The 25,209-nt window shown below is 34.6% G+C and carries 30 protein-coding genes; all 30 read left to right on the top strand.

Features of this window, described 5'->3' with window-relative positions; all coding sequences use genetic code 11:
* Positions 1-1,404: a flagellar filament capping protein FliD gene (gene fliD / locus BKP56_RS10455; RefSeq protein ID WP_072695027.1), complete on the top strand. Its 1,404-nt coding sequence runs from the start codon at positions 1-3 to the stop codon at positions 1,402-1,404.
* Between the two features lie 19 nt (positions 1,405-1,423).
* A complete protein-coding gene (locus tag BKP56_RS10450; protein WP_091895461.1) occupies positions 1,424-1,789 on the top strand; it encodes a hypothetical protein in 366 nt (121 codons plus the stop codon).
* A gap of 21 nt (positions 1,790-1,810) precedes the next feature.
* Positions 1,811-2,176, top strand: coding sequence for a flagellar export chaperone FliS (fliS, locus tag BKP56_RS10445; RefSeq protein ID WP_072695025.1), 366 nt, complete (start codon positions 1,811-1,813; stop codon positions 2,174-2,176).
* Between the two features lie 533 nt (positions 2,177-2,709).
* On the top strand, positions 2,710-3,087 hold the full coding sequence (gene flgB, locus BKP56_RS10440; RefSeq protein WP_072695024.1) for a flagellar basal body rod protein FlgB: 378 nt from the start codon (positions 2,710-2,712) through the stop codon (positions 3,085-3,087).
* Between the two features lie 27 nt (positions 3,088-3,114).
* On the top strand, positions 3,115-3,549 hold the full coding sequence (flgC, locus tag BKP56_RS10435; protein WP_072695023.1) for a flagellar basal body rod protein FlgC: 435 nt from the start codon (positions 3,115-3,117) through the stop codon (positions 3,547-3,549).
* Positions 3,550-3,592: 43 nt separating this feature from the next.
* A complete protein-coding gene (gene fliE, locus BKP56_RS10430) occupies positions 3,593-3,916 on the top strand; it encodes a flagellar hook-basal body complex protein FliE (RefSeq protein WP_072695022.1) in 324 nt (107 codons plus the stop codon).
* 37 nt (positions 3,917-3,953) lie between these two features.
* On the top strand, positions 3,954-5,570 hold the full coding sequence (gene fliF, locus BKP56_RS10425; protein WP_072695021.1) for a flagellar basal-body MS-ring/collar protein FliF: 1,617 nt from the start codon (positions 3,954-3,956) through the stop codon (positions 5,568-5,570).
* A 10-nt stretch (positions 5,571-5,580) separates the two neighbouring features.
* Positions 5,581-6,612 carry a flagellar motor switch protein FliG gene (gene fliG / locus BKP56_RS10420; protein ID WP_072695020.1) on the top strand — a complete coding sequence of 344 codons (1,032 nt, stop codon included), beginning with the start codon at positions 5,581-5,583 and terminating at the stop codon, positions 6,610-6,612.
* On the top strand, positions 6,596-7,360 hold the full coding sequence (locus BKP56_RS10415) for a FliH/SctL family protein (protein ID WP_072695019.1): 765 nt from the start codon (positions 6,596-6,598) through the stop codon (positions 7,358-7,360). Before fliG ends, BKP56_RS10415 begins: the two co-directional genes overlap by 17 nt.
* Entirely contained in the window at positions 7,360-8,685 is a 1,326-nt protein-coding gene (gene fliI / locus BKP56_RS10410; RefSeq protein WP_072695018.1) for a flagellar protein export ATPase FliI, read from the top strand. The genes BKP56_RS10415 and fliI overlap by 1 nt, the downstream gene beginning before the upstream one ends.
* 13 nt (positions 8,686-8,698) lie before the next feature.
* Positions 8,699-9,151 carry a flagellar export protein FliJ gene (gene fliJ / locus BKP56_RS10405; RefSeq protein ID WP_072695017.1) on the top strand — a complete coding sequence of 151 codons (453 nt, stop codon included), beginning with the start codon at positions 8,699-8,701 and terminating at the stop codon, positions 9,149-9,151.
* Positions 9,152-9,183: 32 nt separating this feature from the next.
* A complete protein-coding gene (locus BKP56_RS10400; RefSeq protein WP_072695016.1) occupies positions 9,184-10,620 on the top strand; it encodes a flagellar hook-length control protein FliK in 1,437 nt (478 codons plus the stop codon).
* 27 nt (positions 10,621-10,647) lie between these two features.
* Positions 10,648-11,082: a hypothetical protein gene (locus BKP56_RS10395; protein ID WP_072695015.1), complete on the top strand. Its 435-nt coding sequence runs from the start codon at positions 10,648-10,650 to the stop codon at positions 11,080-11,082.
* Positions 11,075-11,464 (top strand): TIGR02530 family flagellar biosynthesis protein, encoded by a 390-nt coding sequence (locus BKP56_RS10390; protein ID WP_072695014.1) that lies wholly within the window; start codon positions 11,075-11,077, stop codon positions 11,462-11,464. Before BKP56_RS10395 ends, BKP56_RS10390 begins: the two co-directional genes overlap by 8 nt.
* A gap of 88 nt (positions 11,465-11,552) precedes the next feature.
* Positions 11,553-12,434 carry a flagellar hook-basal body complex protein gene (locus BKP56_RS10385; protein WP_072695013.1) on the top strand — a complete coding sequence of 294 codons (882 nt, stop codon included), beginning with the start codon at positions 11,553-11,555 and terminating at the stop codon, positions 12,432-12,434.
* 50 nt (positions 12,435-12,484) lie between these two features.
* Positions 12,485-12,688, top strand: coding sequence for a flagellar FlbD family protein (locus BKP56_RS10380; protein WP_072695012.1), 204 nt, complete (start codon positions 12,485-12,487; stop codon positions 12,686-12,688).
* The gene (locus BKP56_RS10375; protein WP_072695011.1) at positions 12,685-13,488 is read left to right on the top strand and encodes a motility protein A; all 804 of its coding nucleotides are present in this window, start codon (positions 12,685-12,687) and stop codon (positions 13,486-13,488) included. Before BKP56_RS10380 ends, BKP56_RS10375 begins: the two co-directional genes overlap by 4 nt.
* 24 nt (positions 13,489-13,512) lie before the next feature.
* Entirely contained in the window at positions 13,513-14,307 is a 795-nt protein-coding gene (locus BKP56_RS10370; RefSeq protein ID WP_072695010.1) for a flagellar motor protein MotB, read from the top strand.
* The gene (locus tag BKP56_RS10365; protein WP_072695009.1) at positions 14,297-14,788 is read left to right on the top strand and encodes a flagellar basal body-associated FliL family protein; all 492 of its coding nucleotides are present in this window, start codon (positions 14,297-14,299) and stop codon (positions 14,786-14,788) included. The genes BKP56_RS10370 and BKP56_RS10365 overlap by 11 nt, the downstream gene beginning before the upstream one ends.
* Before the next feature lie 35 nt (positions 14,789-14,823).
* On the top strand, positions 14,824-15,216 hold the full coding sequence (locus BKP56_RS10360; protein ID WP_072695008.1) for a flagellar biosynthetic protein FliO: 393 nt from the start codon (positions 14,824-14,826) through the stop codon (positions 15,214-15,216).
* 18 nt (positions 15,217-15,234) lie between these two features.
* The gene (fliP, locus tag BKP56_RS10355) at positions 15,235-15,897 is read left to right on the top strand and encodes a flagellar type III secretion system pore protein FliP (protein WP_072695007.1); all 663 of its coding nucleotides are present in this window, start codon (positions 15,235-15,237) and stop codon (positions 15,895-15,897) included.
* Positions 15,898-15,924: 27 nt separating this feature from the next.
* Positions 15,925-16,188, top strand: coding sequence for a flagellar biosynthesis protein FliQ (gene fliQ / locus BKP56_RS10350; protein WP_072695006.1), 264 nt, complete (start codon positions 15,925-15,927; stop codon positions 16,186-16,188).
* A 5-nt stretch (positions 16,189-16,193) separates the two neighbouring features.
* On the top strand, positions 16,194-16,952 hold the full coding sequence (fliR, locus tag BKP56_RS10345) for a flagellar biosynthetic protein FliR (RefSeq protein WP_072695005.1): 759 nt from the start codon (positions 16,194-16,196) through the stop codon (positions 16,950-16,952).
* A gap of 25 nt (positions 16,953-16,977) precedes the next feature.
* On the top strand, positions 16,978-18,045 hold the full coding sequence (gene flhB / locus BKP56_RS10340; protein WP_072695004.1) for a flagellar biosynthesis protein FlhB: 1,068 nt from the start codon (positions 16,978-16,980) through the stop codon (positions 18,043-18,045).
* Positions 18,046-18,069: 24 nt separating this feature from the next.
* A complete protein-coding gene (gene flhA, locus BKP56_RS10335; RefSeq protein WP_072695003.1) occupies positions 18,070-20,154 on the top strand; it encodes a flagellar biosynthesis protein FlhA in 2,085 nt (694 codons plus the stop codon).
* Between the two features lie 22 nt (positions 20,155-20,176).
* Positions 20,177-20,893, top strand: a complete 717-nt coding sequence (locus BKP56_RS10330) for a sigma-70 family RNA polymerase sigma factor (RefSeq protein ID WP_091895417.1) — start codon at positions 20,177-20,179, stop codon at positions 20,891-20,893.
* Positions 20,886-21,653 (top strand): flagellar hook-basal body protein, encoded by a 768-nt coding sequence (locus BKP56_RS10325; protein ID WP_072695002.1) that lies wholly within the window; start codon positions 20,886-20,888, stop codon positions 21,651-21,653. The genes BKP56_RS10330 and BKP56_RS10325 overlap by 8 nt, the downstream gene beginning before the upstream one ends.
* Positions 21,654-21,664: 11 nt before the next feature.
* Complete coding sequence (locus BKP56_RS10320) at positions 21,665-22,447, top strand: flagellar hook-basal body protein (protein WP_072695001.1); 783 nt, start codon at positions 21,665-21,667, stop codon at positions 22,445-22,447.
* A 35-nt stretch (positions 22,448-22,482) separates the two neighbouring features.
* Positions 22,483-23,199 (top strand): cell division ATP-binding protein FtsE, encoded by a 717-nt coding sequence (gene ftsE / locus BKP56_RS10315; RefSeq protein WP_072695000.1) that lies wholly within the window; start codon positions 22,483-22,485, stop codon positions 23,197-23,199.
* A 446-nt stretch (positions 23,200-23,645) separates the two neighbouring features.
* Positions 23,646-25,172 carry a methyl-accepting chemotaxis protein gene (locus tag BKP56_RS10310; protein ID WP_072694999.1) on the top strand — a complete coding sequence of 509 codons (1,527 nt, stop codon included), beginning with the start codon at positions 23,646-23,648 and terminating at the stop codon, positions 25,170-25,172.
* The last annotated feature ends 37 nt before the right edge of the window (positions 25,173-25,209 follow it).

The following is a 25,209-nucleotide window of genomic DNA, read 5'->3' as shown; positions in this document are numbered from 1 at the left end:
ATGAGTGCAATGAATATAATGGGTACTTACTCTGGCATTGATATGACAACAATAGACCAGTTGATCGAAGCTGAATCAGCCAGTGGAACAAGATATACCACGCAAAAAACAGAATACCAGACAGAACAGACTGCGTGGAAAGATGTAAACAGCCGTCTAGATAGTTTCTATAATAAACTTGAAACTCTAACCAAGGCAGAAACTTTTAATGCAAAAAATGTTTCTGTATCAAGTAAAGATTTTGTGTCAGTGACTGCCGAGGGTAGTGCAGCGGTAGGAGAATACAAGATTCATGTTGACCAGTTAGCAGCGGCTACTCGATTGACAGGAGGAAAAATTACTGCTGAATCTATTACAGATGAGTTAGGGTTCAATGGAAACTTGAACTTAAGTAATGGAGAAAGTGAAGAAGCTTTTGAGTTTAACATTACTTCTGACATGAGTTTAAAAGATATTAAAGATTTGATAAACGAAAAATCTGATGATTCGAAAATCAAAGCGAATATAGTCGATAATCGTTTGATCCTGGAGCGCACAGATACCGGAGAGAAAGCTTTAACAGTAGGTGGTTCATTGGTATCAAGTTTGAAATTGGATGAAAACACTACTGTAGAAGGAAAACAATCCATTTTTACAATTGATGGGATTGAAATAAAAAAAGATAGTAATACAATCAATGATGTTCTTGAAGGTGTTACCTTTAATTTGCAGAATGTCCATGAAGAAAATAAATCGGACACACTTAAGATTACTGATAATACTGAGGTAGCGGCAGATGCTTTACAAGCTGTTGTTGATCAATATAATTCAATAAATTCATTTATTGAAACTCAACTATCTGTAGGAGACCCCTCGGCAGAAGATAATAGTACTGGCGCTTTAGTTGGTGATAGTGCATTGACTAGACTTCAGACTAATTTAAGAAGTATGATGACAAGAAATATGGAAACTGCTTCTGAGACTGTAAATGGATTACAAGATCTTGGTGTAGAAGTTGATCGAGACGGCCTAGCTTCTTTTGATAGAGAAAAATTTATTGAAGCATTTGAGAAAAATCCTGAAGATGCAGCACTTTTCTTCCATAGTTCCACAAATGAAAAAGTTGAATCTGTTGATGAAAATGGAGATCCGAGTACTGAAACAGTTACTAAACTAACTGGATTTGCTAATGACGCACGTTCCTTGGTAAATGAGTATATTTCTAGTACAACTGGAATCATCAAAACTAAAACAGATACTTATGATCGTTTAATCAAAGATGTTAATCAACGTATAGAAACATTTAATGAACGTATAGAAACAAAACGCCAACAGTATATTACACAATTCACAGCCTTGGATACAGCTATGATGGAAGCAGAATCCCAATTAGAATTTTTAATGGGTCAATTAGGAGAAAGCTAGAACTTGAAAGGAAATGTATATGAGTCAGTCGTCTAGTCGCTTATTAAAAAAAAAGAAAGCTGTACTTTTAAACTTATTAGAACTATATGAAAATTATTCATATAATTTAGAATCAGCCCTTGCTATATTTAAAGAATCCGAAAAATTGATAAAAGAAATAGAGGAGCTTGACTCAAAGTTATCAGATTCTGATAAAGAACAATTTAAAAATAAGTTCGAAGAATCATGGCAAGTAATTATTCAAAAACATAAAGAAATGATGACATTGATAAATGTAGAGACTACTCTCCTCAAAAATCAGATGACTCAAATCAGTAAAAAGAATCAGGTTATTCATAGTTATATGGATAAAAATCAGTCAATGTTTTTAGACCGACAAGCGTAATAAGGAGATAAGGAGCAAACAATGGGATACGGAAATGCCGCTAATGTTTATAAGAAAAATCAAATACAAACTGCTTCACCTAAACAGTTAGTTGTATTGTTATATGAAGGAGCTATTAAAAACATTCGTTTAGCTGAATTGGCACAGGAACAACAGGACATTCAAAAAGTTAATCAGCACTTGATTAAAGCTCAAGATATTGTTTCCGAATTGTCTAATTCATTGAATCATCAAGGTGGAGAAAACGCAATCGCCAGCGAACTAGCTGCACTGTATGATTACCTGCTGAATGAACTGCTGCAGGCAAACCTTAAAAAAGATACAGAAAAGATGGTTTCAGCACGAAATATCCTAAATGAATTACTCGAAGCTTGGGCCAGCATTTAACTGCTGGTCTATTTTTTGTACTATAAAAATAAATGTGAATACTCTAATGCATAAAAATTGATAAAAAATTTAATTAAGGAAAAATAACAACCATTAATGGTTGTTATTTTTTTATATACAGTTGAGTAATTTCAACATAAGAATGTGATTATACATACTGTGGAAGCGATTTTTTATGAATGTTCACAAAACTGTCATTTATTTACTATTTGACAAAATAAAAGTTCTTAACCTACTTGACATTGAGACAAAATAAACTGGTTTAAATACCAAAGAGTGTACTTGGTGTCAGATTATTACTGATATTACAAGCTATTTTATGTTTTTTAAATTTCGTCCTTTTAAAAAACGTTCTATCTCGAATTCGAACAATCTCTAAAAAGTTCACATTTGCAGATTCAGAAAAGTTAGGTCAAAAAAAATTTGATTGAATCTTCTTAAGGACTAATTTACACTAATAAGAGTAAGTTAACACTAAAAAATCAATTTTTATACAATTTTTTATTAGTATACACATTGAGGAGGATTTTTGAATGGAATATAGCAATATTGATTTATTACATAGAGCATTAGATGCTTCTAACTTAAGGCAAGAGACGGTTTCTAGTAATATTGCAAATGTTAACACACCGGGATATAAAGCTAAACGTGTAGAATTTGAATCATTACTTAAAGAAGCTATGGATGGAACTGGTTTACAACGAACTAATGAACGTCATTTTGGTGTTAGCGGAGCAAGCGACGTAACTGCAACTGTTAAAGAGCAGGACGGGAATATGGTTGGTGATGATGGGAATAATGTTGCTATCGATACAGAGATGGCTGAACTGTCTGCAAATTCTATTTATTACCAGGCACTAATATCTCAGACGAGTGCTCAATATAGTATGCTTCGTTCAGTATTAAGATAACTTTAAAATAGAAAGCAGGAACTGGATATGTCTATTTTTGATGGAATGAGAATCAATGCAAGTGGTTTGACACTTGAACGTTTCAAATTAGATACAATATCAACTAATATTGCAAATGTGAATACGACTCGTGTTGAAAACGGTGATGGACCATACATAAAACAGCAAGTTGAATTTGAAGAGAGTCTAAGAACACAGACATCGGGATTTACAGGTGATACAACAACAAGTAGTGCTGGTGTAAGGATCACTGGGGTAGAAGCTGATGAAGAAAATGTCAAAATGGTTTATGAACCTGAACACCCAGACGCTGATGAAAATGGTTATGTAGCGTATCCTAACGTTGATATGGCAGATGAAATGGTTGAAATGATGACTGCAATAAGAACATATGATGCGAATGTTACTGCAATTAATAACAATAAAGATATGCTGAAGCGAGCGCTGGAAATTGGTAAGTAATTTTACTTTAAAATTCTAAATCCATTTTGAAAGGAAATTAAATATGAATGAATTAAACGGTTTGAGCTCATTATATACCAATGCACTGAATCAAATGAATGGGACTGCTAGTGTAAATCAGAAGACTAGTGATTTACCAGAAGGAGCAGAAGGATTTTCTAATATATTTACAGATGCCTTACAAACATTAGAATCCAAACAAGCAGATTCAACTCAAGCTGTCGAAGCGTTAGTTGATGGTAGTGCGGATGATTTACATACTGTCATGATGAAAACTACAGAAGCACAGCTTTCTCTAGAGGTTGCTGTTCAATTAAGAAATAGAGGCTTAGAAGCATATAACGAAATTAAGAATATGCAGTTCTAATTTTTGATTCAAAAGCAGCTAGAGGGAGAAATGGTTAATGGACAAGTTAAAAGAAATAGGGAATAACTTAAAGAATGGCTGGAAAAATCTAGCAGCTTCAAAAAAAAGAATATTGATAATAGTGGTTTCTACAGCAGTTATCTTAATTGCAGTTTTAGCTTTTATCGCACAGAGAAATCATTTTACGGTATTATTTTCAGACCTTGATGAAGCAGATGCTGGTGCGATAGTTGAAAATTTAGAAACTGAAGGAATTGAATATGAACTAGAAGACGGCGGTAAAACTATTCTGATTGATGAAGCACAAGTAGATCAGTACCGTATTCAATTGGCAAGTAATGGATTAATGCCAGTCAATTCAACAGGATTTGAAATTTTTGACGAAACTAGCATGATGGCAACTGATGAAGATAGAGAAATAATGTATCAGAGAGCTGTTACTGGAGAGTTAGAACGTTCCATTTCGTCATTACAACAAGTTGAAACAGCAAAAGTTATGTTATCTATACCAGAAGATAGTATTTTTCAGAATCCTGATTATAAAAGTGAAGCGTCTGCTTCGATCGTTTTAGAGACTAGAGGATCAGGACAATTAACAACACAAAATATTCAAGGAATTGCTTCTCTTGTTTCTGGAGCAGTTGATAATCTTCCAATGGAAAATATTCAAATTGTTGATTCGAATGGTAACTTGTTGAGTGGATTTCTACAAGAAGGGGAAAGTGCTATTGGGGCTACGGATGTTTCTACCCAGCAGTTATCAGTTCAACAGACTTATGAGCAAGATTTAGAAAAAAGAATCAATGCGCTTCTTGCTCCTGTATATGGAGCAAATAATATTCGAGTTGTTGTCAATGCTTCAATGAACTTTGATGCAATTGAAGGAGAAACAGTTGAGTATACTGCGCCAATGACCGATGAAGAAGAGGAAGATCCCGAACGTGAAGGGTTAATCAGAAGTCAGACTGAAAATTATAATGGTGCAAGTGATATGATTCAAGGTCTGATTGAAGACGGAGAGTTACCTGTCGCTGAAGATGGAGATGAAGAATTAAGTACTTCATTGGATCGGACAATCAATTATGAATTAGATCAGAAAACGGAAAGATATGTTCGTGCCCCAGGAGTCCTTGAAGGGGTTAATGCATCCATTATTATCAATCAAAATGCAGAAACTGTTCCAGCTGAAGATCAGATTGTTCCAATCGTAAGACGTGCTATAGGATTAGATGATCCAGCAACAGAGATTGTCGGAGACGTTACTTTTGAACCAATGCCTTTCGCTGATGGAGAAGACATAGAACCAATTGGAGAAGATCTAATGGCAGACTTCTTGTTGTTCTTCCGTAGATACTGGCCATTTATGATTGGTGGAATCGTCTTGCTCATCACAGCTATTGTGATCTTGATCGTAGTTCGTCGTGGCAAAAATGATGACTACGATGAATTCGAAACTGCTTTCGAAAATCAAAATCCTACTCCATTACAAAGAGAAGAATTGGCACCTATAGAGCCAGATCCGGTTGACTTAAACATTGAACGTAAAAAACAAAAAAATAAAGTTGTGAGCGATAAAGAAGATACAGTGCGAGAAGAAGCGAAACAAAACCCTGAACTCGCTGCAGAATTAATGAAAATCTGGCTGAAAGAATAAGAGGGATAAAATGGCAGATATAAAAGAAGAAAGTAAATCATCCAAGTTAGATGGTATTAAAAAAGCAGCTATTTTTATGATTACTTTAGGGCCTGAAACGTCAGCTCAAATAATGAAACAATTACCAGATTCTTATATTCAAAAAGTAAGCTATGAAATAGCTAATATTGATCATGTTAGTCAGCAAGATAGAGAAATGATTATTGATGAGTTTTTAGAAATGTCACAAGCTAGAGAGTACATTTTGGATGGCGGAATTGATTATGCTAAGACTCTTTTAAATAAAGCATTAGGTACACAGCGAGCGAAAGAAGTGATTGATATGTTAAATCAGATTCAATTACGCGAACGTCCATTTAATATCGCTAGAAAGGCTGACCCGCAACAATTAACGAATTTATTGCTTGGCGAACAATCTCAGACTGTAGCCTTGATTCTCTGCTATATGCAGCCTGATAAAGCTGCTCAAATACTAGTACAGTTTCCTCCGGAAAAACAAACTGATATCGCAGAGAGGATCGGTACAATCAGTAGTACTTCTCCAGCAGTGATTGAGCGTATTGAAAAAGTAATCGAAAGTAAGTTTTCTTCTTTCGTTGAAAACGAAACGGAGAATGTTGGCGGTGTGAATACTCTGGTTGATATATTGAACCAAGTTGGCCGTACGACAGAAAAAGCAATTGTTGCAGAGTTAGAGCAGACACAACCAGCCTTGGCAGAAGAAATAAAAGCCAGTCTGTTTACCTTTGAAGATATTGTTTCCCTTCAAAAAGCGGATGTACAAAAAGTCTTGCGAGAGGTCAATCAAGACGATCTTGTTCTGGCTCTCAAAGGTGTTTCAGACGAATTGCGTGACTTTATATTTGATAATCTATCTTCAAGAGCAGTAGAAACACTCAAAGAAGATATGCAGTTCTTGGGACCTGCAAGATTATCAGCAGTAGAAGAAGCACAACAAAAGATCGTTACAGTTATTCGTCGTTTAGACGAACAGGGTGAAGTTTACATTATGAGGGGCGAACAAGATGCAATCGTCGAGTAGAATCATCAAATCAAGACATAAAGTTGACCAATCTAACGATACTTGGGTAATTGATACTGTTTTGAATGATACAGAAGATAGTATTGATGAAGAATTAGATGAATCCGAAGAAGTCAAAGAAGCAGCTATCAAGCGGAAGAAGATTTTGAATGAAGCTCAATCTAAAAAAGAAGAGATGATTGAGCTTGCTAAAAAAGAAGCTGAAGAAATTAAACAGCAAGCTTATCAGACAGGTATTCAGTCTGGAAAAGAAGCGGGTTATCAAGAAGGTTACACGCAAGGAATGCAAGAGGGCTACGCTGAAGGGAAACAGGAAAGCGAAGTTCTAAAGCAGCAAGGAAGAGATCTGATTACAGCTGCTCAGTTAGAAATTGAACAGTATGTTCAAGAGAAGAAAGACGAGTTGCTTTCTCTTTCTTTACATATGGCAGAGAAAATCATCCATGATCAGTTAGATCATGCTGATGAAGGGATTTTAACTTTAGTTCACCCTATCTTGCACCAGTTAGACCGAGAAGAGGATTTCATTTCACTAACGGTACACCCGGATTCAAAAGAAGCTGTAAAAGAGCAGCTATCAAGTCTTAAAGAACAATATCCAGGCGTTCGGTTCTCCATATTACAAGATGGTAACTTAGAACCGAACGGCTGCATAGTTGAAAGTGCACATAAGTTGATTGACCTTCAAGTTAAAGCACAATTAGAAGCGATTCTTAAAGAGATGAAAGAAACGGAGCGAAATGTTTAATGCTCAATATCCCTTTTGAACAATATCATGATGTAATAGAAAAAAGTGCCTATACTTTGAAACAAGGAAAAGTAAGTCAAGTTATTGGTTTGATAATCAAAGTAGACGGACTTGATGCTTTCGTAGGAGAAGTCTGTGAGATAAAAATAAAATCTACTAACAAAATTGTATTAAGTGAAGTCGTTGGGTTTGTTGATGAAACAGTCCTCTTGATGCCGCTAGATGAATTAGAAGGCATTGGACCGGGATGTCTAGTTAGACCGACAAGAAAAACACTTAAAGTAGAAGTTTCTGATGATATGCTGGGAATGACTTTGGATGGATTAGGTAGGCCTTTAACAGAAAAACAGCTTCTCAATGGAAAAATGTATCAAGTCAATCGTTCCTCTCCTGATCCTTTTAAACGAAAGAAAATCAGAAATATTTTAACTACTGGGGTTAAGGCTGTTGATGGATTACTAACAGTTGGAGAAGGTCAGCGTATGGGGATTTTTGCTGGTTCTGGTGTAGGTAAATCTACTTTACTAGGCATGATGGCCCGTTATTCAGAAGCTGACGTAATTGTTATTGGCTTGATTGGCGAACGTGGTCGAGAAGTTCTGGAATTCATCGATAAGGACTTAGGTGAAGAGGGATATGCCAAGTCTGTTGTAGTTTGTGCAACCTCTGATATGCCACCACTTGTTAGATTAAAAGGAGCATATGTAGCTACGGCTATTGCAGAATTTTTTAGAGACCAGGGCAAGAAGGTTGTATTAATGATGGATTCAGTTACCCGTGTTGCAATGGCACAGCGTGAGATTGGACTGGCAACCGGTGAACCGCCAACAAGTAAAGGTTATACTCCTTCTGTATTTACTACACTGCCAAAATTACTGGAACGTAGTGGTACTTCGCAATTTGGATCAATTACTGCTTTTTATACTGTACTTGTTGAAGGTGATGATATGAATGAACCAATTGCCGATTCGGTTCGAGGCATCTTAGATGGACATATCATTTTATCCAGAAAAATCGCTTCGGAAAATCATTATCCGGCAATAGATATTCCTAATAGTTTAAGTCGATTAATGAAAGAACTCGTTTCCCCAGAGCAAGATGAATTAGCTGGTAAATTAAGAGAAAATTTAACGAGATATTCTGACTCCAAAGATTTAATAGATGTAGGAGCATATCAAAAAGGATCAAATCCTTTAGTAGATCAGGCAGTCAGACTTAATCGACCAATCAAAGAGTTTTTAAAACAGAAAACGACTGAAGAGTATAAATATGAGGAAACATTGGAAGAATTAAAATCTGTATTTTCTGCTCAGCCGCTAAGATAAGGAGAATTAATCTATGCAACCATATCATTTTTCAATGGAAAAAATTTTGGATTGGCGTGAGGATTTAGAAGAAATTGCACGTAAAGAAGTCAAAAATAGTGAGAATCGATTAATGAAAGAAAAGCAGAAATTAGAATCGCTTTTAAAAGAGAGTCGAAAACTGAAAAGTGATAATCTTTTTAAATCAAATATAGATTCTGTTAGACGTCATAGTTTATATAAAGAGATGTTGGATGAAAATATTATTCAACAGAAACTTGTTATAAAAAATGTTGAAGCACAATTAAGTATAGTAAGAGAAAACTTGGCAAAAGCTAACAAAGATAAAAGGATTATGGAAAAGCTTGAAGAAAAAGAACGCTATGTACATAAAGAAGCAGAGAAAAAAGAAGAACAGAAACAGCTGGATGAAATTTCCACACTGCAGTTTGGAAGAAATTTCACCTTTAATCAGAAAGTTAAATAGAAAAGTTTTTGACATTGAAAGGAGGTGAGAAAATGAACAATCTGATACAAGTTCAACCCAGTAAAGCAACGATTTCGAAGACCGGAAATAAAGAAAAAAAATCAGATGAGAAGATGTTCGTTTCTTATTTAAAGAAACACTCTGATACAAAACAAGAAGCAACGAAAAACAAAAATAATAATAGTGAAGAAAAAAATATCAATAAACAAGAAAATGAATCAACAGAAAAAAATAAAAATCATATTGAGTTAAGTGCTTTAATTCCTCAACTAATCAAAATTTTACAAGAAACTCCTGACGCAGTCGCAAAGCTAGGGAAAAAAGATTTAAAACAAATTATTTCAGTAATCAGTAACTTTGATGAAACAGCAAAACTTACTCAAGAAGAAATCGAACATCTTAATAAGATAGTTGAGCAGTTGAAAAATACTGAAACAAACTCTAATGTAGTTAAATCTATACCAGAGACAAAATCATTTGAAATAAAGAATCAACTATCCAATTCAATAGTTCAAGAAAAAACAATCGAACAATCTGAAATTGCTCAACCTATAAATTCTTCCACATCAAAAATGCAGATGCAAGATTTGGAAACAGAGACTCTACAATTGATTAAACTTTTAAAAAATAGTGAAAATCTATCGCTACAAGATGATGTTGATCTAGTGGGTGATGCAAAGCAAAATAATGACCTTATCAACTACATAAAACAAATCAATTTGGTTGGTAAGCAAGAAAGTGAACCGCCAGTTTTTCAGACAATAGAGAATAGCCAAATAGAGAACGGTTTGATGAAGGAATCTCAGACTACACAACCTATAAATACTCTGGGAGTAGTAGAAGCAGATTCATTATCGGAACAACATTTGGTTAATAACATGGCTTCTGATGGAAAAAGCAAAGAGCATACTCACTCAGATTTAAGGGTAGAAATTGCTCAAACAGACGCTGCAGCGCAAAAAATGGGAACAAATGAGAATACATCAGTTGTCACCAAAGAAAATCCTACGGTTTTGAATAAAGAAGTAGCAGACCGATTGCAAAGTCTGGTAACGGAAAGGATACAAAATCCAGGAAAACCTGAAACGATTAAGTCAACCGTTCAACTAACTCCTGAAACACTTGGAAAAGTAACCATTGAATTAGAAATGATTGACAACAAGTTAGTTGGTAAATTAGTGGTTACATCTGAGGATGCAAAAAGATTGGTAGAACAGCAGTTGAAGAATTTTGGTGGAAACACGGCAGCTCAGTCAATAAAAATCGATAAACTTGAAGTACTTGTTACTCCAGCTCAAGAAGCTTTTGATGCAGCATTCAATTTTTCAGACCAGCAGCAAAGTGACCAGAAATTCCAACAAGCTATAAAAAATAAAAAGCTGTACTTATCTAAAAATGACAAAGAGATAGAAAATGAGACAGCAATCGATAAGCATATTATCAAAGGAAGATTAAATGTAATAGCTTAATCAAATATTTTGAAAGGAGTTTAGGAAATGGATATACCTTCTCAAATGACAATTGGTTCTTTAGAAAACGTAGTACCTGGAGAAGAAACAAACCAGAATTCAGATTTGGATATGGAACAATTTTTATATATAATTTCGAATGCTATGAGCATGCCCTCACTAGATGGAAGTAGCGGCAGTGGCGGTGGAGAAACTGATTATATCGGTCAGATGGTGCAGTTTGGAATGTTGGATTCAATGCAGGAATTAACAGAAACTATGCAAACTACTATGTTAATGACACAACAACAACAAGCATTAGGTATGGTAGGTAAGCAAGTTTCACTAAAAACAGAAGAAGATCAGTTAGTAAATGGTGTTGTGGAAAAAGTTCGTTTTGATAGTGGCTACGCTACGATACAAGTAGATGGTAAATCTTACTCACTCAATAATATAGTTGAAGTTGGGGAAACAAGTGATTGATAAACTTTCTAAATCTATAGAAACTTCACAACAATCTTTTAAAACTAAGCAGCCTTCCATTCAACTAGATCGCAAGTTTGGTTCATTTATTGAAGATGCATTAAAAAATGTCAACACAGAAGCTAAAGTTACCTTCTCTAATCATGCCCAGAAAAGATTAGATCAGCATGGTATTTCTTTAGATCAAACTGATTTGAATAATTTAGAAGAAGCTGTACAAACGCTAGCTGATAAAGGTTCTAAACAATCTTTGATTTTGTACGATGATTTAGCGCTGATTGCAAGTATTAAAAATCGAAAAGTAATCACAGCTTTGAAGTCAGACGAAATGAACGAAGTAACAAATATCGATAGTGCTATTCAAGTTAAAAGAGATGTATAAGCTGGACTGAAAAGAGGCTATTCTCTATTGACCGACTGATTTAGAGACATCTCAAACCACATAAAGGTAAATAATAGGAGGATTCAAAATGTTAAAATCATTATATTCTGGTATCACTGGCATGAAAGGTCAACAAACTAAAATGGATGTTATCTCTAACAACATTGCTAATGTGAACACAACAGCTTTTAAATCCCAATCAGTTTCTTTTCAAGATATGATTTCACAAACAAACGCAGCAGCCCAAGGGCCAAATAATAATGGACGAGGCGGTATCAACGCTCAACAGGTTGGACTGGGTTCACAAGTTGCAGCTACAAATATGCTGATGCAAGGTGGTTCATTGCAGTACTCAGGTAGAGGGTTAGATTTTGCTATTCAAAACGGGGATAATTCATTTTTCGTCGTTAGTGAAAATGGTACTGAAGAAAATGTCAACTATACTCGTGATGGCGGATTTACAATTGACTACGATGGAAACCTTACATCAGCGAATGGATACAAAGTTATGGGATATGTTCCTGCTGGAGGAATGACGCCTGAAGCAGGATACGATAGTGACGATTTACCGACTGCATTAACACCGATTCAAATCAATCAGACTATGAATGGACTCGAATTACAAGACTATAATATCGATAACTCTGGAACAATCATTGCTACATATAGTGATGGAAATACCTATGTTTTAGGTAGAGTAGCCTTGTCAAACTTTGCTAACCCTGATGGTTTAGAAAAAGCAGGTAGTAATTTGTATAACGCAACTACTAACTCAGGTGAGCCACAATTGGGAGGCCCTTCAGATGACGGATATGGAATTATTCGTTCTGGATTTACGGAAATGTCAAATGTTGATTTAGCAACTGAATTTACAGAGATGATCGTAGCGAGTAGAGCTTATCAAGCAAACTCTCGTAGTATAACAACATCAGATGAAATGCTGCAAGAATTGATCAACTTAAAACGTTAATCTAAAAATTAGTTGAATACTCAAGATCAAAAATAGAAAGAGGATATAAAATGATTCTTTTAAAATATTTAGCTGGAAAAGAATTTTATCTTAATTGTGATCTGATCTATAAGGTAGAAAAAGAGTACGATACTTTGATTACACTGGTTGATCAAAAGACGATTTGGGTTCAAGAGACACCTGAAGAAATTAGAGATAAAGTTATCCAATTTAAAAATCAGGTTTATCGCAATCCATGGGAGGTAAAAGAATGAAACGAAGCTTTACACCTATCATTGGTATGATTGCAGGTATTGGATTGATCATATATGCTATGTCATCCAGTGGTCCGCTAGCAGGATTTTTTGATGTTCCATCTTTGATTATTACACTTTTAGGTTCTTTTTGCGCTTTGATGATTAGTTTTCCGATTGAAACGATGAAAAAAATTCCGAGTTTAGTAATGAAATTAATTATTGCACCAGATAACGATCGAGTAGCTTTAATAGATAAGATTATTGAAATCACAAAAAAATCTAGAGTTCAAGGAATCTTATCAATCGAAGGTGATATTAGTGAACTGCAGTATCCATTACTCAAATATGGGCTGGAAATGGTTGTTGATGGAACAGATGAAGATACCATTAAAGAACTTATGACTGTGCAGCTTGAACAAACTGAAAATAGACACTCTGTAGGGCAAGAAATCTTTAGTAAATGGGGAGAATATGCTCCGGCATTTGGGATGATTGGTACTTTAGTTGGATTAATTGCCATGCTTGGTGATCTTCAGGATCCTTCACTAATTGGTTCTGGAATGGCAACAGCCTTACTGACAACTTTGTACGGAAGTTTTCTGGCGAATATCATATTCATTCCTTTGGCTAAAAATCTTGAAATGCAGACTGATAATGAGTTGAAGACAAATGAGATGATTCTTGAAGGGGTACTTGCTCTTCAAAAAGGTGAAAATCCTCGAGTAATTGAACAGAAACTTCAAAGCTTCATTTCACAGAAAGACCTTAAAGCTGCTAAACAAGAAGACGAAACAGTAGCAGCAGTTTCAGAAAAATAAAGATGCAGCAAATGAGGGAATCCTATGGCAAAAAAACAGAAAAAACCTAAGTCAAGTGGAGCGCCTGCTTGGATGGCAACTTATTCTGATCTGATGTCTTTATTACTAACATTTTTTGTTCTATTGTTTTCAATGTCAGCAGTCAGTGAAGAACAATTCAGAGCAGTAGCTGAGTCACTTCGAGTTGCTCTGGCAGGAAGCAGTGATGATTCAATCCTGGAAGAAAATGGTAGTACCATCACTGATCTTAATACTGCTGATATGGAAGATATTGATCAAGCTGATCCAGAAGATTTAACGGTAGAAGATATTGAAAGTGCTGAAAATTCGAATGTGATTCCGCAAGAAGTACAGGAATTATATGAGACAGCAAATGAATATATGGCTGAGAATGGAATAGAATCTGATTTAACGATCACTCGTGATACCGAAGGCGTTTATATAGACATTCAAGAATCTATATTATTTACTTCAGGTAGCGCGGATATTACATCCTCTGGAGAAGAAACGTTAAGTAAATTATCAGGTTTATTTGATCTCTTCGATAATAAGATAGTGGTTGAAGGATATACGGACAATGTACCGATGAATACTTCTGAGTTTCCCTCAAACTGGGAACTTTCTACTGGTAGAGCAGTTTCAGTATTGCGCTATTTAAGTGAAGAAAGGGGAATTTCTCCAAGTAGATTATCTGCAAAAGGATATGGTGAACATTCTCCTTTAGTACCTAATGACTCTGATGCCAATAGAGCACTAAACAGAAGAGTAAATGTAATTATTATGTATGAAGATAGAGAGGAAGTAGAATATGGCGAATAATCCAACAGTAGCAGCCGATACTAAAAATAAGGGCAGTAAAAGCAAAGTTATTATTATTTCTCTAGCTGTTGTTATCCTATTGTTAGGAGGATTTGTCGGATATTCACTACTTAGTGATTCAAGTGAAATACCTTTCATCAGTAAACTTACAGAAGAACCTGAGCCAGTTGAAGTTCAAGTTCCACTAGAAGAATTTCTGATCAATGTATCAGATGAAAATGGTAATGATACAGCAATAGTGAAATTGGAAGTATCTGTCAGCAGTTATGAAGAAGGTGCTGAAGAGCTGATTAATCAAGAAATTGCTAAAGTGCGGGATGCAGTTATTCATGTTGTTTCAAACGAAAGTATCGACACATTGTTGAAACGAGAAAATGGTTCATTTATTATTAAAAATGATTTGAAAAATCGTATAAATGAGTCATTTGGAGAAGACATTATTGATGAGGTCTATATCACTAATATTCTAACGCAGAATTAAACAGGATTTGACAATACAAGAATAGGAGGAATCAGATGCCAGGTATAGGTATAAGTCAATTTTTACAAATGCTGTTTGCCCTTTTCCTAATCATTATATTAGCTAATTTCTTATTAAAAAGATTAGATAGGATAAATCAAGTACGAAGTAAAGCAATTAAAATAATCGAACGTGTACCTGTTTCAAAAAGTTCCTCCTTATGTATCGTACAAATTGGTACACAATATATGCTGATGAGTTTCAGTGAGAGTGGTAATGAAGTTATTAAAGAATTTTCTCAAAAGGAAAAAGAGGATATTCAAAAGCGAATTCATCAACAAACACAAGATACCAAAAATATAACCGATTTAAAGAAAATAACAGGTGACTTAAAAGGCAAATACGGTCAATTAAAGAAAAAGTATGAAGACTCTTTTAAGCAAGACTAAGAAAGGAATTATCTTATCGTGGAAAATTTAGTAGATGTATTTTCAAATGCAGGTGAATCTTCCGAAGTCATCGATTTGTATCTACTCCTTCTATTAATAGCATTGATTCCTTCTTTCTTAGTATTAACCACAAGCTTTACTAGAATGATCGTCGTGCTTTCTTTTACTCGAAATGCTTTGGGGACACAGCAAACCCCACCAAACCAAGTATTAATTGGACTGGCTTTGTTTCTGTCACTATTTGTAATGCGACCTGTTTATGAAGATGTTAATGAAGTAGCCTTGACACCAATGCTAGAAGGCGATTTGTCCAGGGAAGAAGCATTTGTAGAAGCAGAAAAACCAATTAAAGATTTTATGATAAATCAAACTAGAACCAGTGACATAGAGTTATTCGTAGACTTATCTGGAGAAGATTATCCTGAAACACCGCAAGACCTGCCGCTGACAACGATTATACCAGCTTTTTCTATTAGCGAATTAAGAACAGCATTTACAATTGGATTTTTGATATTTATTCCGTTTTTAGTTATCGATATTGTAGTTGCAAGTATCTTGATGTCGATGGGAATGTTCATGTTATCACCGGTCATGATTTCTCTTCCCTTTAAATTATTACTATTTGTGATGGTAGATGGATGGTATTTGGTTGTTGAATCTTTAGTCAGCAGTTTTTATTAATATATAAATTTGAGAGGGTTTTATGATATGACAACACAAAATGTACTAGATGTTTTACAAGATGCTTTTCTCGTGATGCTGCGTGTAGGAGCGCCTGTATTAATCATTGCACTAGTTATTGGTTTAGTTGTCAGTATCTTACAAGCTACTACTCAAATTCAAGAACAAACTTTAAGTTTTGTTCCTAAATTATTTGCTATACTGTTAACGCTAGTTCTGTTGGGTAATTTTATGTTAAACTCACTAGTTTCATTTACTGAACGATTATTCGATATTATTGCCGGGTTATGAATAGTATGATAGATCAACTACAGCACTTTTTACTAATATTAATTCGTATCACTACTTTTATCTCATTGAGTCCGGGATTTTCTAATAAAGCTTTTCCGCAGGTTGCCAAGTTAGGAATATCATTTGCTCTATCATTTACAGTAATGGGATTTATAGATCCAATCCAAACACCATTTACTATAGGATTATTTTTACTGTTGGGAATCAAAGAATTGTTTATTGGTATGGCACTAGCTTACATAACCATTCTCTTCTTTACAGCTGTAGATATTGCAGGATCTTTAGTAGATTTTCAAGTTGGATTTTCAATGGGACAAATATATGATCCTTCTCTTGGTGTGAGTGCATCAAACTTTGGAAAAATCTATTATTGGATCTCAATCGCTATTTTCTTTATTGCTAATATTCATCATATTGTGATTAGAAGTTTAGTAAAATCATTCGAGTATGTTCCTTTAAATCAGATTGTTTTTAATAGTTTTGGTGTTGAAGGAATAGTAAAGTTGTTTGGACATGTGTTTGAAATAGCTTTGAGCTTAGCAATTCCATTTATTATAGTAGCGCTATTATCAGAACTAACCTTAGCTCTAATTTCTAGAACTGTTCCTCAAATCAATGTGCTGATTTTAGGTATACCTATGAAGATATTAGTAAGTTTAGTATTCATGTTTATATTTTTACCTATGTTGATGGAAAATATTTCAGAAATCTTTCCGGAAATGATTAAGTATATGGATGAATTTTTAAATTCTTTAAGTAATTGATTTTTTAACAAGTGAGGTGAGTCTAGTGGCAGAAAAAGATGGAAAAACCGAAAAGCCCACGCCAAAGAAACTTAGGGATGCACGAAAAAAAGGACAAGTACCAAAAAGCCAAGATTTATCTTCTGCTTTATCTTTTGGTATTTTCGCTTTAGCTTTCACTGGACTGGCTACGTATGTATTTCAAAGAGCGTTCGTTTTTTTACGGAATATGCTGAAAAATGGTTTTAACATCCAAAACATACATAATGAATTAGGAAATATTGGATCAAATGCTATCTTATACTTTCTAATTTTATCTGCACCATTCTTAGTTATTGCTTTTCTGACAGCTATATTTGGAAATTTAGCACAAGTCGGTTTTATGCTTACCGGCGAACCGCTCAAACCAAGTCTGAAAAAGTTAAATCCAGTATCGGGGTTTAAAAATATTTTTGGTAAAAAAGCAGCTTTTGGGTTATTTAAAAATTTGGCCAAACTGTTTATCGTAGTAGGTTTTACTCTATATACTTTATATAAATCTGGATTTATGATTATGAATTCGGGGAAAATCGGTTCTCCAAATATTTTTCCGTTAATGATTGAATTAGTTTCCAGACTAGCCTTTAATCTTGCAATATTTTTAGCTGTACTAGGAGTTGCAGATTTTATTTTTCAAAGGTACTCCCATAATAAAGAATTAATGATGTCTATGCAGGAAATAAAAGATGAGTATAAAGAGATGGAAGGAGATCCTCAGATAAAATCTCAGAGGAAAGCCCGCTATAGAGAATTATTAAGCGGAAAAATCTCTGATGTAGATGAAGCAACAGTTCTCATAACTAATCCGACTCACTTTGCAATTGCTATTAGATATGATCAAAAAGTAGATCAGGTTCCAGTGGTATTAGCTAAAGGACAAGACTTGATGGCTTTTCGTATGAAAGAAAGAGCACGAGAAAAAGAGGTTCCAATGATTGAAAATAGACCACTTGCTAGGGCATTGTATAAAGATGTTGAACCAGGTGACCCAGTTCCAATAGAACTTTATCAAGCCATCGCGGAAATATTAGCGCTTGTATTCCAAGCAGAAAAACGTAAGAAAAATAAAATTTAAAAAATCATGAATAGGAGAATCAAGATGAATCAAGCTTCGACATCAACTAAATTTGGAATCAGCAATTATTTAAATATATTCGTCGCTTTTATTGTTGTTTCTATTATCGGAATCATTATGATTCCGATGCCAACTTTCGTCTTGGATCTTTTATTAGTCGTCAATATTTCGCTTGCGATTACAATATTAGTTCTAACCTTGTATACTCATTCAGTTTTGGACTTCTTAAGTTTCCCTACATTGTTGCTGATAACAACTATGTTCAGACTTGGCTTAAATGTAAGTTCAACACGTTTGATTTTGAGCGAAGGAGATGCAGGACAGGTAATTGATACTTTTGCTAATTTCGTTGCGGGTAACAACTACATTGTCGGAGCAGTGATTTTTGTTATTATTGTACTGGTTCAAATGTTAGTAGTAACAAATGGTGCAAGTAGGGTAGCGGAAGTATCGGCAAGATTTACTTTGGATGCAATGCCTGGTAAACAGATGGCAATTGATGCTGATTTGAACTCTGGACTAATTACAGAAGAAGCTGCCAAATTAAGACGGTCTAATTTAGAGAAAGAAGCGAATTTCTATGGTTCTATGGATGGAGCCAGTAAGTTTGTAAAAGGAGATGCCATAGCTGGTTTAGTTATAACAATCATCAATTTGATTGGTGGCATCTTGATTCATTCCATGCAAGGGAGCTATACCATAACAGAGGCTTTGGAGTATTTCGGTAAACTTACGATCGGTGATGGTCTGGTAAGTCAAATTCCCTCATTACTGATATCAGTTGCTTCAGGAATTCTTGTAACTAGAACTTCAAATGAAAAAGCATTCGGTGATACTATTGGTAGGGAATTGTTTAATGTTCCTCAAGTATTATATATCGTTTCAGCTTTAATGGTCATATTTGCAATCATACCAGGATTTCCAATACTACCATTTCTGATTCTTGGAGCGGCCTTAGGTGTTGCTGGATACTTAGTAAATGAAGGGCAGAAACAAGTTGCTGCAGATACAAAAATGCAGCAGCAATTATCTGAACAAAATCAGCCAGTTACTAAAGAAGAAGAATCGGTGGCTAGTTTCCAAGTTGACAGGATTGCAATTGAAATCGGTTATGGTTTGATTCCGTTAGCTAATGAAGACCAGGAATCAAACTTGACTACACAGATTGCTGCAGTAAGGAAACAATTATCTCATGAAAAAGGAATTTTATTAAATCCAATAAGAATTAGAGATAATTTACAAATGGGACAAAATGAATATGTCATTAAAATAAAAGGAAATGAAGTAGCAGCGGGAGAACTGTATCCGGATCGTTATCTAGTAGTAGAACCTGGAGGAGCTTCAGAGGAATTTGATTTTGAGGGTATTCCGGCGATTGAACCTGCCTTTGGGTTAGATGCTCTTTGGGTAACGGCTAAAAATAAAGAAATCGCTGAATTGCACGATTTTACAGTTGTTGATCCGCTCACTGTATTGATTACCCACTTAAAAGAAGTCATCAAAAGCAATGCTCATGATTTACTTGGAAGACAAGAAGTTAAAGAATTGCTTGAGGGAATTAAAGATCAGTACAATGTTGTTATTGATGAACTGATTCCAGATATCCTTCAGCTTGGTGATGTACAGAAAGTACTGCAGCATTTATTACAAGAGGATGTAGCAATTACTGATTTAGAAACTATTTTAGAAACATTAGCTGATTATGGAAGTTCGACTAAAGATCCGGAAACATTAACAGAGTATGTAAGACAATCTTTAAAACGTACTATTGTAAAACCTTTTTTTGATGAAAAAGGAACATTAAATGTTTTAACTGTCCATCCCGATACAGAAGAAATACTAAGTACTAGTATCCAAAAATCATCTGCCGGTTCAATACCTGTCCTGCAACCACAGATTGTTACTCGGCTGTTTGACAGTATTAATCAGCAACATTCAGTTTTAAATGCACAGGGAATTCCGCATGTTCTTCTAACGGCGCCAAAGATAAGAGCTGCAGTTAAGAATCTTATTACCTTTAATTTTCCAGAACTTACAGTAGTTTCATTAAATGAGGTGCCAAACGACTGTCCGATAGAAACTGTTGGGATGATTGAGATTAAAGAATGATGAAAGAAAGGGAGTTTATTAGTTGGAAGTAGAAGATCGAAACGAGATTATATTACAGTATATGCCATTAGTGCATAAAGTAGTTCACTCCATAAATGTCAGAAACAGAGATTATGACCACGAAGACATGGTAAACATTGGAGTGATTGGCTTAATGGATGCTTTGAAACGCTACGATAAAACTCAAAAGGTCCCTTTTGAAAATTATGCTTATATAAGAATCAAAGGTGCAATTATAGATGAAGTAAGAAAAACATCTAGGGTACCTAGATCAAGAATGGCAAAATTGAATATTTATTATAAGGCAAAGGAAGAACTAGAGGTTCAGCTTAAAAGAAATCCTACAGAAAAAGAAATTTGTGAAAAGCTGGAACTAACTAAGAAAGATTTAGAAGGGATTCATGACACAGTCCATCAACTGGCTTATGTCTCTTTGGATGAAGTAATAAATGTTGATTCAGATAACGAAGTAACAATGATGGATGCTATTAATGACCGTAATGAAGCAGCTGTTGATGATACGTTATTAAAAAAAGAACAATCCATTTATCTGACCAATGCAGTTTCAAAATTAAGTGAACGAGAACAACAAATTTTACAATTAATTTATGTTGAAAGATTGAGTATGAAGGAAGTTTCCTATATATTTGATGTAAGTGTTCCCAGAGTTTCTCAGATCCATGGGAAAACACTATTGAAATTAAGAGAGATATTGGAGAGTGAGTACGCTAATGATTAGAGGTATTGACACGTTATCAAGAAGCTTTAATGTTTTATCTGAAAAGCAAAAGAACTTAGCTACTAATACAGCAAATGTAACCACTCCAGGTTATAAGTCACAACAATTATTAACAAGTGCTACAGAACGAGTCGATGTACATAACTATACAAGAGGTCCTGAACTTAATCTACGTAGAGAAACTGGACAAATTACCTTTGGTAATCAATTGGACGAAGCATATCGGGATCTTAGTGGCGGAGCAGTTCAATCTACCAACAATCAGACGGACCTTGCTTTAAACGGAGATGGGTTTTTTACTGTTCAGAGTCCGACAGGAGAAATTTTTTATACTCGAAATGGTAATTTTAGTGTTAATAATCAAAATCAGCTTGTTACTCAAGAAGGGTATACAGTTTTGGGGATACTCCCTGGTGGTGGAACACAACCTATCACTGTTGATTCGGATTCATTCACTGTAGATCAGAATGGATTTGTTCAGACAGAACAAGGTGCGGAACAATTTTTATATATTACCAACTTCGAAAATCAGGCTGCACTGACTAGTGTAGGAGACACTATGTTTCAAAGTGAAGCTGGTATACCTATGGGCACAGGTTTTACAGTACTGCAAGGGCAGGTTGAACAATCTAATGTAGATATGGTAGATGTTATGAGCGATATGATGCAGATTTCAAGAGAGTTCGAAGCGAATCAGCGAATGTTGCAGTCAACAGATGAAACATTGCGTCGAGCAACTCAAGAAGTCGGAAAGGTTTAGGAGGATATTAAATGAGAATACCATATAGCATCAGCAAAAGCGGATTAAAAGCTCAGCAGAATAAGCTTGATACTATCGCCCATAATATTGCTAATTCTAACACTGCTGGATATAAACAGAAAACAGTCAGTTTTAGAGAACTTTTAGTAAATGACATCAATGAACAAGATGCTTTATTGTCTGGTAATGTCGAAAATCTGGGTTTAAATAGAGGGGTGCTTAGTTCGCCCAATGGTACAGACTTTTCAACAGGTTCTTTAATTCAGTCAGAGGAAAATCTTTCTCTATCAGTCAACGGTGAAGGATTCTTTGGAGTACAAGACGGGAATGGTAATCTAGTTCTCACTCGAGATGGTAATTTTACATTAGATGGAAATAAACAAATTGTAAGTAGTCGTGGTCAAGTTGTTGAAACTAATCTTACTATTCCTGCTGATGCGTGGCCAGAAGGCGAAGTTCAAATAGGTAGTTCAGGTGAGATATTTATTCAGACTGAAGAAGGACAAGTGAGCGTGGGAGTGATTCCGCTATATAATGTTGAAAATCCTCAAGCATTGATACCAATTGGAGATAATAACTTTACCATCGCCCCGGACCAAGCGGATACATTAATAAACTCTGTTGATAATCCAGCAGCTTTCGGTACTATGTTAACGGGTGTTTATGAAAATTCAAACGTTGATCTGGCACAATCACTTACAGATATGATTATGGCACAACGGGCATATTCTTTGAATGCTCAAGTTACCAAAAGTACTGATGAAATCTATTCTCTTATCAATCAATTCACTTAAGTCAAGTCAGGTAAAATAAAGGTCATGGTGATGAAATGATTTCCTTGAATAATATTACTAAAACTTATAAAGACGGTACGTTAGCTCTGCAAAAATTATCTTTAACGATTGAAACGGGAGAGTTCGTCTATTTAAAAGGTAAGAGTGGATCTGGAAAAAGTACATTGTTGAAAATTTTATACGGACAAGAAAAAGTCGACCAAGGTCAGATTATATTAGCCGATCATCTAGTCCATAAAATAAGCAATAGAAAAATACATGAGCTTCGTCGTCAGATTGGAGTTGTCTTTCAAGATTATCAGCTTCTTCCTTATAAAACAGTCTTTGAGAATATTGCTTATGTATTGGAAGTTACCGGATATCCTAATGAAAAAATCAGCGCTAGAGTGATTGAAGCGCTTGAAACAGTGGGGCTTAAACATAAAATTTTTGAGTATCCTTCGAATTGTTCAGGTGGGGAACAACAGAGAATAGCAATCGCACGGGCTATTGTACATGAACCTATTGTGCTTCTCGCTGATGAACCAACAGGGAATCTAGACCCGCAGAACGCTTATGCAATTTTAAAAGTTCTTCATAAGATCAATAAATCTGGTACAACCATTATTATGGCTACACACGATCAGTCATTAGTAGATAAGCTGCCATCAAGAGTCATTGAATTAGAAAATGGCTATTTAACTAAAGATAGAAGTATTAATCATACAATGATGATCTTAAGCAGCAGAATGGGCGAACAGTATGTAATATAAGCTCAGACCGGATAAAAATCACTATACAAATTTCGGTTTTTTATCAAAGTTGTATAGTGCTTAAAAATTTGTCTTTTTAAGAGTGGAATATTCCACTCTTTTTTGTTGCTCTTTCTCTAAGGTAATAATTCCAGCTCTATCATGACTAATATATCCATAGTAAGATAGAAGAATATTATTCGCGATTACTCTAGTATGGTCAGTTTAGAAAGTACAGTTAGAGTGCAAAACGAATACCTTTTCTTATTATTACTCTGTTGATCATGTTGTAGTACAACAAAAGTAAATCCAACAAGTTAAATAGACTAAGTTTTCATCTTTTTTTCTTGAATGTTCAACTAATAAAAAATTCAAAATTTAATAGAATAATCTCTTTTTTCCTATTAATTAACCTATAACTAATCCGATAGTATTAGTTGTAGTTAGAAATATAGGAGGTTTAATTAATGTCACAGTCAAAAGAGTTATCAGTCAAACAAATGTTTAATGCGAACGTTACCGATATCATTACATATTTCTTCATAGGAATGGTCTTAGTAACGTATCCTTTCATTTATTTTTATCAAAGAGAAGTATTTTTTGAACAAAGCAATTTCATGTATTACATATTAGTAAGCTCAATTATTATTATTGCAACTTTCATAATTCACAAATTTCTTAAACAGTCCACTTACTATCCTATTTTTGTTATGGGATTACTTTATTTATTGCCCATACTTCTTTATAGTACACTATCCTTTACAGCTGCTTGGTTTGCTCTCATTTTATTGCTAGTTATTTATACCATATATATGGACAAATCATTTTATTATGGGTCAACTGTTACTGGTTTTATTGAACTCTTCGTCATGATGGGAATAAGATGGACTGTTGGTCATGATTTATTCGAATTAGGTTCAATGTTCTTTATTTATCTAGTTTTTGCTGTTTTAGGCTATACTTTGGTATGGCATGGCAAAAAGGTCATTACCAATTTTAATATTTCTTTAATGGCACAGTCTAATGAGCTGGAAAAAATTGTATCAGCTTCGAAAAAAACAGTTCAAAATCTTCAAGAAGGAACTGCAGTTCTGCATGAAACAAATGCATCAATTGTAAATGCATCACAAGAAACAGTAAACGCAATTGATGACATTGCAACTTCGACTACTGCTCAAGCAGAAAATACTGAAAATGGTGCTGAAAATCTGTCTAAGTTAGGTAAGCTTCTTGATGATCATGCAAAACATATTTTTGATTTAACCAAAGAGACAATGCAAGCTAGTGAACTGAAAGAATCTAGCTTGCAAAATCTGAATTCATTAACGAATAGTACTCAAGAAAGTATCAAGTCCATTACAGAAATAGAAAAAATGATCAACTTAACTTCTGACTCTGTAGACAAAATCGAAAATGCAAGTAGTCAGATTGCAAGTATCTCTGAACAAACTGATTTGTTAGCTTTGAATGCTTCAATAGAAGCAGCAAGAGCTGGAGAAGATGGTAAAGGTTTTGCAGTTGTTGCAGAAGAAATTCGAAAACTTGCGGAACAATCACGATCTTTCAACGAAGAGATTGCTGAAGTCATCTTAAACTTGATGAACCAGACAAAAGGTGCAGTAAGTGCAGTGTCAAACGTTCAGAACATCACTGCTGAGCAACAAAGAAACTTAGCAGATACAAATGAACAATTTGATTTCTTGTCTAAAGCATTCAACACTTTAGAAAATGTAATTGATCAAGTCTCTCAAACAGAAATGAAGATGAAAACTAAAACAGAAGATATGATTGATATCATGAATAACTTATCAGTTTCTTCTGAAGAAAATGCCTCTACAATCGAAGAACTATCAGCAACTATATCCACTACAAACGAAGAAATTGAAAACATGTTTAATGAAGTTAAGTCAATCAACAAACAAGTTAAGACACTTGAAAAAGTTATATTGTTCAGTAACTATAAAGAGAGCTTGAGTAAAATTGCTAAAGATTAAATATGTTTGTTCCAAATTGAAGACTAATATCAGTATA

The organism is Marinilactibacillus sp. 15R (assembly GCF_001895285.1).
GTDB classification, from domain to species: Bacteria; Bacillota; Bacilli; order Lactobacillales; family Carnobacteriaceae_A; genus Marinilactibacillus; species Marinilactibacillus piezotolerans.
Note: the sequence above shows the minus strand (reverse complement) of the source record. Positions and strands in the feature narration are given on the sequence as shown.

Bases quoted from the DNA above. Each gene is read 5' to 3' on its own strand.
- flgB (WP_072695024.1), top strand. From the start codon at position 2,710: ATGGAATATAGCAATATTGATTTATTACATAGAGCATTAGATGCTTCT.
- fliQ (WP_072695006.1), top strand. From the start codon at position 15,925: ATGACAACACAAAATGTACTAGATGTTTTACAAGATGCTTTTCTCGTG.
- fliJ (WP_072695017.1), top strand. From the start codon at position 8,699: ATGCAACCATATCATTTTTCAATGGAAAAAATTTTGGATTGGCGTGAG.
- fliR (WP_072695005.1), top strand. From the start codon at position 16,194: ATGATAGATCAACTACAGCACTTTTTACTAATATTAATTCGTATCACT.
- ftsE (WP_072695000.1), top strand. From the start codon at position 22,483: ATGATTTCCTTGAATAATATTACTAAAACTTATAAAGACGGTACGTTA.
- BKP56_RS10320 (WP_072695001.1), top strand. From the start codon at position 21,665: ATGAGAATACCATATAGCATCAGCAAAAGCGGATTAAAAGCTCAGCAG.
- fliE (WP_072695022.1), top strand. From the start codon at position 3,593: ATGAATGAATTAAACGGTTTGAGCTCATTATATACCAATGCACTGAAT.
- BKP56_RS10395 (WP_072695015.1), top strand. From the start codon at position 10,648: ATGGATATACCTTCTCAAATGACAATTGGTTCTTTAGAAAACGTAGTA.
- fliG (WP_072695020.1), top strand. From the start codon at position 5,581: ATGGCAGATATAAAAGAAGAAAGTAAATCATCCAAGTTAGATGGTATT.
- fliI (WP_072695018.1), top strand. From the start codon at position 7,360: ATGCTCAATATCCCTTTTGAACAATATCATGATGTAATAGAAAAAAGT.
- BKP56_RS10415 (WP_072695019.1), top strand. From the start codon at position 6,596: ATGCAATCGTCGAGTAGAATCATCAAATCAAGACATAAAGTTGACCAA.
- fliS (WP_072695025.1), top strand. From the start codon at position 1,811: ATGGGATACGGAAATGCCGCTAATGTTTATAAGAAAAATCAAATACAA.
- BKP56_RS10380 (WP_072695012.1), top strand. From the start codon at position 12,485: ATGATTCTTTTAAAATATTTAGCTGGAAAAGAATTTTATCTTAATTGT.
- BKP56_RS10370 (WP_072695010.1), top strand. From the start codon at position 13,513: ATGGCAAAAAAACAGAAAAAACCTAAGTCAAGTGGAGCGCCTGCTTGG.
- fliD (WP_072695027.1), top strand. From the start codon at position 1: ATGAGTGCAATGAATATAATGGGTACTTACTCTGGCATTGATATGACA.
- flhA (WP_072695003.1), top strand. From the start codon at position 18,070: ATGAATCAAGCTTCGACATCAACTAAATTTGGAATCAGCAATTATTTA.
- BKP56_RS10365 (WP_072695009.1), top strand. From the start codon at position 14,297: ATGGCGAATAATCCAACAGTAGCAGCCGATACTAAAAATAAGGGCAGT.
- BKP56_RS10360 (WP_072695008.1), top strand. From the start codon at position 14,824: ATGCCAGGTATAGGTATAAGTCAATTTTTACAAATGCTGTTTGCCCTT.
- BKP56_RS10325 (WP_072695002.1), top strand. From the start codon at position 20,886: ATGATTAGAGGTATTGACACGTTATCAAGAAGCTTTAATGTTTTATCT.
- BKP56_RS10385 (WP_072695013.1), top strand. From the start codon at position 11,553: ATGTTAAAATCATTATATTCTGGTATCACTGGCATGAAAGGTCAACAA.
- flgC (WP_072695023.1), top strand. From the start codon at position 3,115: ATGTCTATTTTTGATGGAATGAGAATCAATGCAAGTGGTTTGACACTT.
- BKP56_RS10400 (WP_072695016.1), top strand. From the start codon at position 9,184: ATGAACAATCTGATACAAGTTCAACCCAGTAAAGCAACGATTTCGAAG.
- BKP56_RS10310 (WP_072694999.1), top strand. From the start codon at position 23,646: ATGTCACAGTCAAAAGAGTTATCAGTCAAACAAATGTTTAATGCGAAC.
- fliF (WP_072695021.1), top strand. From the start codon at position 3,954: ATGGACAAGTTAAAAGAAATAGGGAATAACTTAAAGAATGGCTGGAAA.
- BKP56_RS10450 (WP_091895461.1), top strand. From the start codon at position 1,424: ATGAGTCAGTCGTCTAGTCGCTTATTAAAAAAAAAGAAAGCTGTACTT.
- BKP56_RS10375 (WP_072695011.1), top strand. From the start codon at position 12,685: ATGAAACGAAGCTTTACACCTATCATTGGTATGATTGCAGGTATTGGA.